The following is a 13928-nucleotide window of genomic DNA, read 5'->3' as shown; positions in this document are numbered from 1 at the left end:
TGGCAGTGGCAGTGGCAGTGGCAGTGGCGGTCAGATGATCGGCGGACGCCCCAGCCGGGTGAGCCGCCACACCGTCGCCCAGCGCATCGGCCGGCGTTCCCCGGCCGACGCCCTCAGTCCCTCCGCGAAGCCGCCGAACCACGCCCGCAGCCCACCGGCGGACCGGGTCCGTACGAGGGTCAGCGCGATCCAGACCGCCAGGTGGACGGGGATGAGCGGAAGCGGCAGCCGGCGCCTGACCAGCCAGACCCGGTTGCGGGCGGTGACGCGGTGGTAGATGGCGTGCCGGGCGGGTGACGTCTTCGGATGCTGGAGCAGCAGCTCCGGCGCGTACCGGATGGTCCAGCCGGCGTCGGCGGCCCGCCACGCCAGGTCGGTCTCCTCGTGCGCGAAGAAGAACTCGGCGGGCCAGTCACCGGTCTGCGCGAGCATCTCCATGGAGAGGGCGTGGCCGCCGCCGAGGAAGCAGGTCACCTCGCCGCCCCGCATGGGGTCCTTGGCACCGAGCCTGGGTACGTGCCGCCGCTGGGTCTCGCCGTTCTCGTCGGCGATACGGAATCCGACGATGCCCAGTCGCGGCTCGGCGGCGTACAAGTCCCGTACCGTCCGCAGGACATCGGGGTCGACGAGCAGTCCGTCGTCGTCCAGTTCGACGACGACGTCCACGTCCCCGAACTCCCGCAGCCGCCGCAGTGCGACGTTGCGGCCGCCCGGGCAGCCGAGGTTCTCGTCGACCTCGATGGCGGTGACCTCGCCGGGCAGGTCCAGCCGTTCGGCGAACTCCGGCAGCGGACAGCCGTTACCGACGATCACGATCCGCTCGGGTGCGACGTCCTGCTTGGCCACCGACGCGAGCAGCGCGTCGACCTCCTGGGGCCGCGTCCCCATCGTCACCACGGCCACCGCGATCCGCGGACCCACCGACACGGTGCCCACCCCAACCCTCGACATCGTCGGACCATCAGGGAGCGATGCTAGCCGTTCACGGTAAGGACTCTCCCCGTACGCGGATTCTTAAGAGCCCGCGTCGCCGACCGGTAGCGTGTCCATGAGGACCGCGAGGACCGAGAGGAAGGAGCCCACGACATGACCGTATCCATCTCGCTCCTGTTGATGGCGGCCGTCGCGCTGACCGCCGCCGTGGTGGCTCCCCGCGTCCTGACCGGCGCCTCCTGGCCCGAGCGGGAGCCCGTCCTCGCGCTGTGGGTGTGGCAGTGCCTGGTGGCCACGGTCCTGCTCTGCTGTCTGACGTCGCTCGTGCTGAGCGCCTCCGCCGTCTTCCACACCGTCCGCGCCCACGTCTTCGCGCCCGCGCCGGCCGCCGTCACCGAGGCGTACGACCTGGCCGCCGCCCCGCCCTGGACCACCGCGCTGGCCTTGCTGCTGGCCGGAGGCGCCGCCTGGACCACGGCCATGCTCGCCCGCGAGGTGACGGAGGCCCGCAGGCGCAGCCGTCTGCGCCGAGAGCACCTGCGGGAACGCGCCCCCGAGCTGCCGGCCGGCCTGCCGGCCTCCCGCGGCCCGCTCCTCGTGCTGGAGGACGAGTACCCGGACGCCTGGTGGATGCCGGGCAGCCCGCCGCAGCTCGTCGTCACCACGGGCGCCCTGCAGCGCCTCACCACTCACCAACTGGACGCCATCCGGGCCCACGAGCTCGGCCACGCACGTGCCCACCACGACTGGCTGCTGCACTTCTCCCAGGCCCTGGCCGACGGATTCCCGGGCATCCCGGTCTTCAGCCACTTCCGGGACCAGACCCATCGCCTCGTCGAACTCTCCGCCGACGACACGGCTTCGCGCCGCTGCGGCCACCGCACCACCGCACTGGCCCTCATCGAGCTCAACCAGCACCGGGGCGTCCTCTCCTGCGCCACCCCCAGGCCCCTGCTCCACCAACGCGTGGAACGGCTCCTGGACCCCCCGCCCCGCCTCACCCGAACCCACCGCCGAGGCACCACGACGGCCGCCGCACTGGCCCCCTTGATCCCCCTCCTCATCGCCTTCGCCCCGGCCCTGACGACACTGGCCTCCTAGGGCGTGTTCGGGGCAGAGCGGTTGCGCGTACCAGTGGGCGAGGACTCGGGGCGATGGGTCACCCGCGCGGACTGCCGTCGCGTCCTTTTCATCGTGCACAACGTCACGTCCGCGACCCGCCTGCTGGATGTGCTTCCGCTGTTCCACAGCGACGTTCGCGTGCAGTTGCTCGCCACCTGCACCGGTTCGTCTCCGTTTCTGGCCGGTGTGCCCGAGTTGCTGGCACAGGCAGGACTGCCGGTGCTCCCTTGGGAACAGGCCAAGGACACCACGTTCGACCTGGCGGTGGCGGCGAGCTATGGCGGCGAACTGGAGGCGATACAAGGAAAGTTGTCCATTTTGTCGCACGGCGTGGGCTACAATAAGAAGCTGGCGACACCGGACACCGGACACCGGACACCGGGCGGCAGGCGTCAGACACCACACGTCGGACGCCGGTCTTCGGACTGTCGCCGGAGTGGCTCCTGAAGAACGGGCGTCCGCTCGCCACCGCCACTGTCCTGTCCCACCCCGAACAGCTGGCCAGGCTGCGTGCGTCGTGTCCTGAGGCAGCGCCCACCGCGGTGCTTGCCGGGGACCCCTGTTATGACCGCGTCCTCGCCGCCCTCCCCCAGCGCGACCGCTTCCGCCGTGCCCTGGGCGTGGCGCCGGGCCAGCGGCTGATCGTCGTCAGCTCGACCTGGTCGTCACGGTCCCTCTTCGGCGGCACCGATGATCTGCTGCCCCGGCTGCTGTCACAACTGGCCGCCGAGCTGCCGGCCGATGAGTACCGGACCACCGCCGTCCTGCATCCGAACATCTGGCACGGTCACGGCCCCGGCCAGGTTCGCGCCTGGCTGGACAGTGCCCGTCGAGCCGGTCTGGACGCCATCTCACCGCTCGAAGGGTGGAGACAGGCACTGATCGCGGCCGACTGCGTCCTGGGTGACCACTCCAGCGTCACCTACTACGCGGCGTCCATAGGCGTCCCCGTCGTCCTCGGGACGTTTCCCCAGGAGGACCTCGATCCGCTCTCCCCGGTAGCCGCCCTCGGGCGAACGGCACCCCGTCTTCTTCGCCACGGAAGTCTGCGGGAACAGATCGACCGGGCGATCGCACTGCACGAGCCCGGCCAGTACAAGCAACTCGCGGAGCAGACCAGTTCGTCACCGGGAGAGTCGGCCACCCTCCTGCGCCGCCTGTTCTACGACCTCATGGATCTCAAGGAGCCCGAAGACCACCCGGCTCTGCTCGACCCGCTGCCCCTGCCGCCCTACGCACCCGCCCGCCGCACCGCACCGGTTCGCGTGCTCACAGGGGCGATCGGCACGGATCCGCCACACGTCGCGGTCGTGCGTCACGCCGTGGTCGGCGACGGGCCGGACCTGCCGGAAGGCCCGGCGGAGCAGGCCGACACCACCCACACCGTGGTCGACGAGGAGACACGGGAGACTGGCCGGCTACAGCTCGCGGACGTCGTCGTGCGGTGCGCGGCGGCGGACGACCCACGCGTGGGCCCGCCCGCCGCCTGGACGTCGGAGGCCCTCGCGCGGTACCCGTACTGCGGGCTGGTCGCCTACGTCGACGGGCCCGACCGCTGCGTCGTCCGCACCCGCGCGGGAGACCTCGTACGCCTTTCCGCCGCCCCGGATCCGGACGGCCGACCCGATCTGTGCGACCCGGCCGCCTACGCCTCCGCGCTCTACGCCTGGCTCGCGAGCGGGAGGCCCCTGAACGAGGCCCTCCCCGAGATCACCGTACGCACCGGCGCCACGGCACACCGCGTCACTGTCGAGCTCCTCGCGCCGTAAGCCGCGAGGCGCGTAGCGCGTGAGGCAGGCACGCCACACGAGCGGGACCCTCACACCTCCAGTTCGGCCAGACGCGCCCGCATCCGGTCGAGGCCCACCTGGTCGCCGCTCTTCTCGTAGCACGCGGCGGCAGTACGGAGGTCCGACGCCTCCTCCGCCGAGCGGCCGGAGCGCCGATGGCAGGAAGCCCGCAGAAAGGCGGCGTCGGCGAGCTGCAGTCCGGACCCGTCCTCCTCCATGACCTTGACGGCTTCGTCCAGGCACACCCGCGCGAGGTCCGCGTCCCCCGCGTCCAGGTGCGCCTCGCCCAGACTCATGTAGACCCGGCCCACGTTGTAGGAGTCGCCGCCGTTCGGCAGCCGGCGGAACCGTGCGAGCGCGTCGTTGAGCCGGGCGACGGCGGCGTCGAAGTGCCGCCGCCGGGCCTGGGAACGACCGATGTGATGCTGCAGAAGCGCCTCGGCACGGGGCACGTCCTGCCACCCGTCGTCGCCCTCCCTGATTCGCCCCAGGACCGTTCGCGCCTCCTCGAAGCACCGCTGGGCCTCCGCGTGCTCCCACAGCCTGAGGTGGAGCAGCCCGAGGGCCTCGACAGCACTCGCCTGCCCGCGGTGGTGCCTGCAGGCCAGGTCCGCGGCCACCGCCTCCTCAAGGACGGCCTTGGCCTCGTCCGCCCTCCCGGATCCCATATACCCGAAGGCGAGTTGCACCAGCATGCGACCCACCGCGCGCCGGTCACCGAACTCCGCCGCACTGCGCCGGGCCGCCTCGACTCCGAGCAGATGCGTGTCGATCCACTGGGCATGAAAGCCGAGCTTCAGATGCAGACCCCACATGGCCTCGCACAACTGCCATACGAGGTCGTCGAAGCCGTGGTGATCGGCCGCCCGGATGACGGCCGCGAGGTTCTCGCGCTCGCGGCGCAGTTCCGCCAGCGCGTGTTTGCCGTCCGCAGGGTCACGGTCCGCCGGGTCCTCGGGCAGGGCAAGGGTCCGATAGGCGGGGCCGAGCCGCCAGCGCAGCGGCATGACCCGGAAGTCCGCTTCCGCCGCGAAACGCAGGAGCGCGACCGCCACCCGGCGGACCCCGGCGGCCATGCGGCCGTGACCGTCCTGCGCCACCGCGAGCTCACGTGCGTGCGCCCGCGCCAGGTCATGGAAGCGGTAGCGCTCCTCCCCGACCTCCTCCAGCAGATGCGCCCCGGCCAACTGCTCCAGCAGTTCCCGGGCCTGGTCCTCCTCGACACCGGCGGCCTGCGCGGCGCACATGACGGTCACGGTCGGCCAGGCCCACCCCCCGAGCGCACGGTAGAACGCGGCGCACTCGGGAGTCAGTTCGCTGTACGCGACATCCTGCGCATGGCGAACAGCGTCGTCGGGGTTCCCCTCTCGCATGGCGTCCCCTTCGCCTCCCTGGCCGTGGACCCGTTCGGACAGCTGTCGCGCCACCCGCTCCCAGGACAGGTGTTCCCTGACGGCGAGGCCGGCACCCGTGGTGCACAACGCGAGAGGAACACCACCGGCCGATTCCGCGACGGCCTGAACGACCGTGTCCGGAGCCGTCGCTCGCTCACTCCCCGCGACCCGCCGGAGCAGGAGGACGGAATCCGCGGTCGACAGCGGCCTCAGGACGAACGGACGAGCCCCGTGCTCGGCCACGAGGCGGCCAAGACGGTGCCGGCTCGTCACCAGAACGAGGGACCCGGGCGAAGCCGGGAGCAGGGGAACGACCTGGGCGTCGGCATGGGCGTTGTCCAGTACGACCATCATGCGCCGGTCGGCCGTGCAGTCGCGGTAAAGATCCCGCTGCCGGGCCTCGTCACCCGGCACCATGGCGGACGGCACCCCGAGCCTTTCCAGGAACCGCGCAAGCACGTCGGAAGGGGGGAGAGCCGTACCCGCGGACGCGCCTGCCAGGTCCACGAACAGAACCCCGTCGGGGAACCGCTCCCGCAGTGCGTACGCGCACCGAACGGCGACGGCCGTCTTGCCGATACCGCCCGGCCCGGTGAGGGCGGCGATCGCCGGCGCTGCCGGTACGGGGTTCACAGGGTCCGCGTCGTCACCGTCCAGCAGTGCCGTGATCCACTCGACCACGTCCTCGCGGTCCGTGAACACCGAGGTCGCCGGCGGCAGCATCTGCGGACGGGAGGCACCGTGAGCCAGGGCAGGCACGGCCCGCGGCGCCAGCCAGGAGGCCTCACTGACCCACTCCGCGACTTCGCGGGCGAACTCCGGTGACCTACGGGCGACTTCCATCAGCCGTAACGCGGCTGCCGTCTGCTCGGGCTCACCGGCGGGCAGGGTGGGCCCCGGCTCACCCTCTCCGGAACCGGTGCCCGCTCGCCCGCGCCCTCCCTCGTCCTCGGCACGTGCCCGGCTCAGCAGACCGTGGAGCCTCTCGGAGGTCCGCCTGCCCATCTCACCGCCCGCTCCGGAAAGAGCACCCGAAGCGACGGTGCCGACAGTCGAGAGCACCACACTCATCAGCGGTTCCACCCAGGGCTCCCCCAACTCGGCGTCCCCGCAATGGTATCGACAGGATCGGAGCGACGCGCGGGGTTCCTGAGCCGGAGACACGTGATGCGGCCCCGGTCCGGACCCGGCCTGGCCTGGCCGGGTCCGGACCGGACCGGACCGTCCACTCAGTCGATGGAGAAGTCCTCGAAAGCGGCGATCCCGCGGGTGTCTGTCCAGCCGTTCGCGGCCGTCATGAAGACGCCGATGTCCTGGGTGGCGGCAACAGCGCCCGGGGAGGCAGTGCCTACCTTGGTCCAGGAGACGCCGTCACGGCTGTACTCGCCCGTGTACGTGCCGCCGGAGCGCGTCAGCCGCAGATGCACCGGGGCGGCCAGGGAACCGGCCAGTTCGATGGAGTCGAACCCGCCGTTGCCGTCGGAGTCCCAGGACAGCGCGCAGCCGTTGGACGGAGTCACCGCCAGGTTGACGTAGCCGGCCGAGCCGTTGCCGCTCTCGGAGAGGTCGTTGCGGACGACCAGCCCGGCGCGGGCCCAGCCGCCGGTGGTGTCCTGCGAGGTGACCTGGACGGTGGCGGTCGAGGAGGACCCGAAGGCGGCGGGGCGGTAGACCGTGCCGAACTCGTTGGTGCCGCCCCACAGGTCGGCGCCCGCGCCCTCGATGGCGATCGCGTCGCCGGTCTGGCCGAAGACCGCGTCGTTGGAGGAGGAGCTCCGGTAGGGGTCGACCACCCCGGTGCCCGCCATCAGCCGGACCGCCGCCGAGGCCGAGCCGTGCGCGCCGCCGGTCCGGTAGGACGCGCCCACCGGCACCCGGGAGACCAGCGCGCCGACAGTCTTGGTGAGGGCGACCCGGAAATTCGCCGAGAAGGTCTCGCCCGGGGCGACCGACGCCGCGGTGGTGGCTCCGGCCGGCTCGGCGGTCATCCCCTCCGGCGCTTCAACGGACAGCGTCACGTCCGTCGCCGGCCCGAAGCCGTTGCGGTTGGTGAACGAGACCTTGACCGTCACCGGGTGGCCCTCCGCCACCGCTCCCCGGTCGGCGGACCCGGTCAGCGCCACCTGATGGGGATCGGTGGCCAGGGTGTCCCGCACCTTCCGGGCCAGCTTGTGGACGTCACCCGACGTCTTCACCGGATAACTGTCGTGCTGGTGCGCCCAGCGGTCCTCCAGCGCGAACCAGTCGATCCCGGCCGGCTCCTTGCCGGTCGCGAGGGCGGTGGACAGCGCGGCGAAGTACGTCTTCCAGCGCGTGAGGTAGAGGCCGCCGACCAGCCCCGCCCATTCCCGGTTCGCGTAGTCGTGCAGCCCTTCCTCGCTGCTCGCCCGGCCTCCCCAGGTGGTGATGATCGACCGTGCGTCGTACTCCAGTTGGTCCTTCTCGGCCTTGGTGGCGCCCCAGGAGCGGGCATCCGCCAGCCATCGTCCGAGCAGGTGCTGCGGGGACGTGGCCAGCACCTTGTCCATCAGCTTCATCCAGCTGAGCCAGGTCTTGGTGAGCCGGTCGAAGCCGGCCCGGTCACGGGCCTCGTACGCCGCCTTGATCCGGGGCAGCAGCACACGGCTGCGGTTGGACAGCACCTGACGGGTCACGTCGGCGAGGTCGTAGGCGTAGGCGGAGCTGTCGCGCAGTCGCGGCGCGACCTGGAGCAGTTCGGTGAGGGCCGCGTCGAAGAGCGTGGTGTCGTAGCGGTCGGCCTCCGGGCCCCAGGCGGCGGCCTTGTTGGCGCCCAGACTCGGCCGGGCCCCGAACAGTCCGTCGGGTGCTTCGCTCCACCCGTCCTTGCGGGTCATGTTGTACGCGGTGTCGCGGATGGTCTTCCAGGCGGCGGTGGCGTGCGGGTCCTCGCCTCCGTACCGGGACACGGCGTACGCGGCGAACCAGTCGTCGAGGTCGATGGTGCCGGGTGTCCACGCCAGGTCGGTGAGGAGTGCGAGCGCGGGCGCGTTGTTGTCGGCGGCTTCCGGCATGGCCGCGATACCGGCGAGCGCGCTGCCTTCCTTGTCACGCCACTTGGGGTACTGCTCCACCCAGTCCGGGGCGTTGGCGCCCATCGGGGTGTGGCCGCCGAAGTTCCAGATGCTGCCGAAAGCGTACGGGGTGCCGCCCCAGTCGCTCTCCCGGTCCGTGACGGTGGTGTAGCGGTCGGACAGGCCGTCCACGATCAGCATCCGGGACTTGTCGACCCCGTCGAGCAGCGCCGTGGACGGGTTGGACTGCCAGCCCAGGATGGCCCAGATCGCGCCCGGGTGAGCTTTCTGGAGCGCTCCTTCGACGGCTGCCGCGGCTTCGTCCACCGGAACGTCACCGGGGTTGCCGCCCTCGTGCAGCAGGTCCATCTTGTACATCGTGCTGTCGCCGAACCGCTCCGACTGGGCCCGGTAGAAGGCGGCGGACACCTCGTCGAAGGCCGTGGTGCGCGGGTCGAGCCAGTCGGGTCGCTTGAAGGCGCCCCAGGGGCCCTGCGGGACCACGGCCGCGTCCCCGCCGTGTTTGGCGACGAAGTCGTCCGGCACGGTGCCGAAGTAGCCGGGCAGCACCGGTGTCATGCCCAGTTCGCGCACCCGGTCGGTGATCTTCCGGGCGAGATCGGCGCGCCTCTCGATGAGCCGCTTGGACACCGGGCCGCCGAATTCCGACATGTTCTGCAGCAGCCACCACGGCTGATGGGCCGGTGCCGGAATCCACGCCCGCATTTCGGCGTCCGAGTAGCCGAACTGCCGGAAGGTGTCGTAGTAGACGGCATCGGCGCCCGTGTAGACCAGCACCCTGTTGATGCCGTGCAGCGCGAGCACGTCCAGCTCGCGCTGCCACGCGTCCCAGTCCCGGTAGGGGCCGGTGTAGCCGTCGTTGGTGTCGTTGAGGGCGAACCGGTGCGGCACGTTCGCCGATCCGGCGATCTCCCCGTCGGGGGCCGGAAGCAACCTGGGGAGGTTCAGCTGTTCGCCGTTCCAGGAGATGTCGGCCTTCGCCGCCCGCGCGAGATAGGTGTTGAAGCCGGTGAGCAACACCGCCGGGCTGGTGCCCTCCACGGTGATCGCCCCGGCCCGGCCGGTGACCTTGAACCGGTCGGCACTGCCGGCGCCCAGCGCGCGCAGCGTCACCTGCCGGTGGTGGTCGGGCAGCAGCCGTCGCAGCGCGACCGACGCGGGGGTCGTGTCGAACGGCTTCGCGACCGTGTCCGCGGCCGCCGGCGCGGCGTGGGCACCTGGCGGCGGGGTCAGCAGCACCACTGAGCCGAACGCGGCCGCTCCGGTCAGCAGGCCTCTGCGGCTGAGGAGGTGATTGCCTGTCATGGATGTCCTCTCAGAACTTCTCGGTTCAGGCGACGGTCATCGCGAAGACGTGCAGAGCGGGACCACCGCTCGGCAGGCCGTCGCTGACCTTCGGCAGCACGACGGAGTGCAGTTCCCTGTCCTCCAGCTCGACGCCGAAGGTGTAGAGACTGATCGGGTTCCTGTCCTGGCCCGAGGGGGTGTTGCGGTAGGGCAGCACCACCGCGGCCGCGGGGTTCGCCCAGTACCAGTCGGGGACCTCGGCGGAGAAGGCCTGCTCCGTACCGTCCGCGTAGACGACCTTCCCGGGCCCCTTGCCGTCGCCCCAGGTGCAGGTGCCGAGGAAGTCCAGCCTTGAGCCGGTGCCGGACAGTCGTACGGTCTGCCCGGAGGACACCACGTTGTCCTTGGCCCCGGGCTCGGTGTCCGGCCAGGTGAAGGCCGTCCCGTCGTAGGTGACCGAAGCTCCGGGGGTCAGGCCGACCGATGCCAGCGCCTGGGCGGACAGGCTGGAACGCGAGCCGTCGATGTCGGCGGTGGTCGTGGCGTCGTCGGACGAGATGCCGGCGTTGTCGAAGGCACTGGCCAGCGACTTGTACGGCAGTTTCAGCGACGAGGTCGCGCGGGTGCAGTCGGATCCGTGCTCGTGCACGTCGAAGAGCGCGTGCGCGAGGCAGGGCACCACTCCCTCGGCGTCGTCGGGGAGCCTGGTCCGCCAACTGCGGGTGACCGACCGTCCGGGCGCGATGTCGCCCAGGCCGTCCGACTCCTCGACGTCGCCCACGGCGAGGTAGAGGACGGTGTTGCGCAGGGTGATGCCGGTGGTGTTCTTGAGGGTGGCGGTCAGGGCCACGGCCTGGCCCGGCTCAGGGGTGGCCGGGGTGACGGTGAGGGAGACGGGCGGCGGGAGGAAGTCCTGTCCGGGGCGGTAGGGGGCTTGGGTGAGGCGATGGGTTGTCATCTCGTCTCCACTGAGAAGTGGTCGAACACGGCCTGCACGGTGGTGCCGGGGTAGTTGAGGTTCACGGCGCTCGCCACCACGCCGGCGTCCAGGGCGCCGCTCGCGGAGGGGACGTCCGCGCTCGCGATCTCGGTCCAGGAAAGGCCGTTGTTGACGCTGGAGTACGCGGTGTATGTGGTGCCGTCGCGGACCAGGCGCAGCCAGGCGGGGTGGGTGGAGCCGCCGCCACCGGCCCAGGTGTCGAGCCGTCCGTCGCCGTCGCTGTCGGTCAGGAACTCCAGGCCGTACTGCGCGGACATGGTGAGCACCGCGTAGCCGCCCGCCGCCGGCGCGGTGAGGTCGTTGGCGACGGCGATCCCCGCCTTGGCGGAAGGGCCGCTGCCGGTCTGACCGACGATCCGGGCGCTCACGGTGCCGGACGGCGGTGCGGCGTCGGCGAGGTAGACCGCCGCCTTCTCGTCCTTCCAGCCGGACAGGTCCTGGCCGCCCGCCCAGATGGCGAACTGGTCGCCGTTCTGCGCGTATTGGGCCTCTTCGGTGGTGGTGGCGGTCGTCAGGTACGGCGCCCGGACCTCGGACGGAGCGGGGGTCACCGTCGCGTCCACGCTGTCGGAGTCACGCCGCGTACGGCCGTCCTGGAGGAAGGATGTGCGTACGCCGATCTCGTGGGTGCCCCAGGCCGCGTCGGCCGCGGGGGTCACCGTCCAGGTGACGGCGGCGCTGTCGCCCGGGGCGAGGGAGCGTGTCCGCGTGCCGCCGGCCGGTTCGGCGGACCAGCCGTCAGGGAGATCGAGGCGTGTGCTGACCTGGGTGACCGTTCTGGTGCCGGTGTTGGTGACGGTCGACATGATCTCCGTGCCGTCGCCGTGGGCTTGCAGGGTCGGCCGGTACGGGGTGAGCCGGACGCGGGCCGAGGGGCAGTCGCGGGCCACACGCAGACCTGCGAGGTCCACCGCGTCGGCGAACGCCTTCATCCCCGTGCCGTTGGGGTGCAGATGGTCACCGGAGTCGAACGCGGCGCCGTAGCGGGTGGGGTCGTCCGGATCCCGTACGGCCTTGTCGAAGTCTGCGTAGCCGTCGAAGACACCGCCGGAGTCGCGTACGAACGTGTTGACCTTCTGCCGGTCGGCCTCCTTGGCCTCGGTCCACCAGTCGCCCCAGCCGCGGTACGGGACGACGGTCGCGCCGATCAGGCGCAGCCCGCGCGCGTGGACACGGCGTCCGATCTCCTTCATACCGTCGATCACCTGATCGCCGGTGGCACCGCCCCAGCTGAGGTCGTTGACACCCTCGAACAGGATCACCGTCCGGGCGCCCGGCTGCGACAGCACATCGCGTTCCAGCCGGTCCATGGCCGACGGGTTGCCGTCGACGCCGACCGTGATCCGGTTGCCGCTGATGCCCTCGTTCAGCACTCCGGCGGTGGTGGAACAGGCCGACAGCCGCCCCGCCAGATAGTCGGGCCAGCGCCGGTTGGCGTTCGAAGCGGAGGCCGCGCCGTCGGTGATGGAGTCGCCGAGCGCCACCACGGAGCCCGCCGCGTTTGCGCCCTGTACGTCGACACCGGTCAGGAACGGGAAGGCGGAGTCGGTCCGGGTGAAGGCGTCCCCGTCGGCGTCCGAGGCGTGGTCGCCGCCGCCGTCGGGCGTCCAGTAGACGGTCTGCAGGCCCATCCAGTGCTGGCTGATGTGGGTGAGCCGGCCCGGGAAGTACAGGCTGACGACCAGGTCTCCGCGGGCCGGCACGGGGATCCGGACGGCATCGCTCACCGCCTGTTCCCCGGCGGCGATCGTCACCTCGTCCTTGCCGCCGAACCGCAGCTCGTACGGCTTCGCGACGGCGGAGCCACCGGCACCGCGCCCCACGGTCGCGTGCCCGATCGTCACCGGCTCGGTGGTGAAGGCGTTGGTCAGGCGGATGCGTACGCTCGACCCGCCGGCGCTCACCCGCACCGGTATCCGGACCGTCACCTCCGAGGTGCCCGGATCGTACGAGGCGTGCTGTGCGGTCGCCCAGGTCCCCGCCCACTGCGGCTGCTTGGTGTCGGCCGCGGCTGGGACCGCCGGGAGCAGGGCTGCCAGGGTGGCCGCCAACGCTGTGGCCAGGGCCGCGAATCTTCGGTGCCCGCGTAGGTGTTCAAGCCGTCTGGACACGGTTCCTCCTCAGGAACAGCCGCGGCCGAGGCCTAGCGACGTCAGGTCGATGGAGTCGGCGAATGCCCGCATCCCGGCGTCGTTGGGGTGCAGATGGTCACCGGAGTCGTAGGCGCCGCCCAGCCGACGCGGATCCGCCGGGTCCCGGACCGCCCGGTCGAAGTCGGCGTAGTCGTCGAAGACTCCGCCGGAGTCCCGGACGAAAGCGTTGACCTGCTGTCGCCGCGCCTCCGTCTCCTCGCTCCAGCCGCCCCAGGTGAAGTCCTTGTACGGCGTGACCGTGGCGCCGACGACCCGCATCCCGCGCTGGTGCGCCCGGTCGGCGATCTCCGTCATCCCGGCGATGATCTGCTCGGCACTCGCCCCGCCGAGATCGTTGATCCCCTCGAAGAGGATCAGGGTCCTGGCGCCCGGCTGGGAGAGCACATCCCGTGCGAGCCGGTCGAGCGCCGAAGGGTTGGTCTCGGTTCCGGCGGTGATCCGGTTGCTGGTGATGCCCGCGTTGAGCACTCCGGCGCCGGGCCGGCAGGCGTTCAGCCGGGCGGAGAGCAGGTCGGGCCAGCGCTGGTTGGTGTCGGCGGTCGAGAAGGACCCGTCGGTGATCGAGTCGCCGAGCGCCACCACCGCCCCGGTCCTCGGCGCGGTCACGTCGACGCCGCTGAGGAACGGCCAGCTCGTGGTGGTCCAGGTGTAGGCGTCACCGGCGGTGTCGGCGGCGTGGTCACTCGCCCCGTAGTCCGTCCAGTACACGGTCTGCTGCGCCCACCAGTGATCGGTGATGTGCGTGACCTGACCGGGCAGATGGAGACTGACCACCAGGTCGGCCAGGGCCGGGACTGCGAGGCCAACCGGATCGCTGACCACCTCGCCGCCCGCCCGGATCGTGACCTCGCGCTTCCCGCCGAACCGCACGTCGTACGGGCGCGCCACGGCGGAACCACCGTCACGCAGGCCCACGGTCGCGTGCCCGATCGTCACCGGGTCGGTGGCGTAGGCGTTGGTGAGCCGGATGCGTACGGTTGAACCGCCGACGCTGGTGTGCACCGGCATCCGTACCGTCACCTCGGACATCCCCGAGACCTCGTAGTGCTCGCTGGCCGCCGTCGCCCAGGTTCCCGTCCAGCCGCGCCGATCGTCCTGCTGACCGGCCCCGGCGGGCGCCACCGTCCCGGCCACGACAGCCGCGACCGCCAGGAGCAGAGCCGCGAGCCTGCCGCGTATCCCCTGCATGAGCCGCC

9 protein-coding genes are annotated in these 13928 nt (G+C 71.5%); 3 read left to right on the top strand and 6 right to left on the bottom strand.

All coding sequences use genetic code 11. From position 1 onward, the window contains the following. Positions 1–30: 30 nt before the first annotated feature. Positions 31–951: a glycosyltransferase gene (locus AB0D14_RS26435; protein WP_362783539.1), complete on the bottom strand. Its 921-nt coding sequence runs from the start codon at positions 949–951 to the stop codon at positions 31–33. 135 nt (positions 952–1086) lie between these two features. Here AB0D14_RS26435 and AB0D14_RS26430 point away from each other — a divergent pair, with 135 nt between their 5' ends. From AB0D14_RS26430 to AB0D14_RS26420, 3 genes are all read left to right on the top strand, one after another. Continuing rightward, positions 1087–2034 carry a M56 family metallopeptidase gene (locus AB0D14_RS26430; RefSeq protein WP_362783537.1) on the top strand — a complete coding sequence of 316 codons (948 nt, stop codon included), beginning with the start codon at positions 1087–1089 and terminating at the stop codon, positions 2032–2034. Between the two features lie 93 nt (positions 2035–2127). Then, the gene (locus AB0D14_RS26425; protein WP_362783535.1) at positions 2128–2502 is read left to right on the top strand and encodes a hypothetical protein; all 375 of its coding nucleotides are present in this window, start codon (positions 2128–2130) and stop codon (positions 2500–2502) included. Positions 2503–2597: 95 nt separating this feature from the next. Continuing rightward, positions 2598–3824 (top strand): hypothetical protein, encoded by a 1227-nt coding sequence (locus tag AB0D14_RS26420; RefSeq protein ID WP_362783532.1) that lies wholly within the window; start codon positions 2598–2600, stop codon positions 3822–3824. Positions 3825–3874: 50 nt separating this feature from the next. Here the strand turns inward: AB0D14_RS26420 and AB0D14_RS26415 are convergent, their stop codons facing one another. From AB0D14_RS26415 to AB0D14_RS26395, 5 genes are all read right to left on the bottom strand, one after another. Beyond that, a complete protein-coding gene (locus tag AB0D14_RS26415) occupies positions 3875–6310 on the bottom strand; it encodes an NB-ARC domain-containing protein (protein ID WP_362783529.1) in 2436 nt (811 codons plus the stop codon). Positions 6311–6468: 158 nt separating this feature from the next. Continuing rightward, positions 6469–9597, bottom strand: a complete 3129-nt coding sequence (locus AB0D14_RS26410; protein ID WP_362783526.1) for an alpha-N-acetylglucosaminidase TIM-barrel domain-containing protein — start codon at positions 9595–9597, stop codon at positions 6469–6471. Positions 9598–9622: 25 nt separating this feature from the next. Then, positions 9623–10537: a beta-glucosidase gene (locus AB0D14_RS26405; protein ID WP_362783523.1), complete on the bottom strand. Its 915-nt coding sequence runs from the start codon at positions 10535–10537 to the stop codon at positions 9623–9625. Then, entirely contained in the window at positions 10534–12690 is a 2157-nt protein-coding gene (locus AB0D14_RS26400; protein WP_362783521.1) for a GDSL-type esterase/lipase family protein, read from the bottom strand. Before AB0D14_RS26400 ends, AB0D14_RS26405 begins: the two co-directional genes overlap by 4 nt. A gap of 9 nt (positions 12691–12699) precedes the next feature. Continuing rightward, complete coding sequence (locus AB0D14_RS26395) at positions 12700–13920, bottom strand: SGNH/GDSL hydrolase family protein (protein WP_362783518.1); 1221 nt, start codon at positions 13918–13920, stop codon at positions 12700–12702. Between the last annotated feature and the right edge of the window lie 8 nt (positions 13921–13928).

Source organism: Streptomyces sp. NPDC048484 (genome assembly GCF_040651415.1).
GTDB lineage: Bacteria > Actinomycetota > Actinomycetes > Streptomycetales > Streptomycetaceae > Streptomyces.
The sequence above is the reverse complement of the archived record's forward strand: the minus strand, read 5'-3'. Positions and strand labels throughout refer to the sequence as shown.

What these genes read in the sequence shown, in the direction of transcription:
- AB0D14_RS26435 (WP_362783539.1), bottom strand. Translation starts at nt 951, where the DNA reads ATGTCGAGGGTTGGGGTGGGCACCGTGTCGGTGGGTCCGCGGATCGCG.
- AB0D14_RS26430 (WP_362783537.1), top strand. Translation starts at nt 1,087, where the DNA reads ATGACCGTATCCATCTCGCTCCTGTTGATGGCGGCCGTCGCGCTGACC.
- AB0D14_RS26415 (WP_362783529.1), bottom strand. Translation starts at nt 6,310, where the DNA reads ATGAGTGTGGTGCTCTCGACTGTCGGCACCGTCGCTTCGGGTGCTCTT.
- AB0D14_RS26410 (WP_362783526.1), bottom strand. Translation starts at nt 9,597, where the DNA reads ATGACAGGCAATCACCTCCTCAGCCGCAGAGGCCTGCTGACCGGAGCG.
- AB0D14_RS26405 (WP_362783523.1), bottom strand. Translation starts at nt 10,537, where the DNA reads ATGACAACCCATCGCCTCACCCAAGCCCCCTACCGCCCCGGACAGGAC.
- AB0D14_RS26395 (WP_362783518.1), bottom strand. Translation starts at nt 13,920, where the DNA reads ATGCAGGGGATACGCGGCAGGCTCGCGGCTCTGCTCCTGGCGGTCGCG.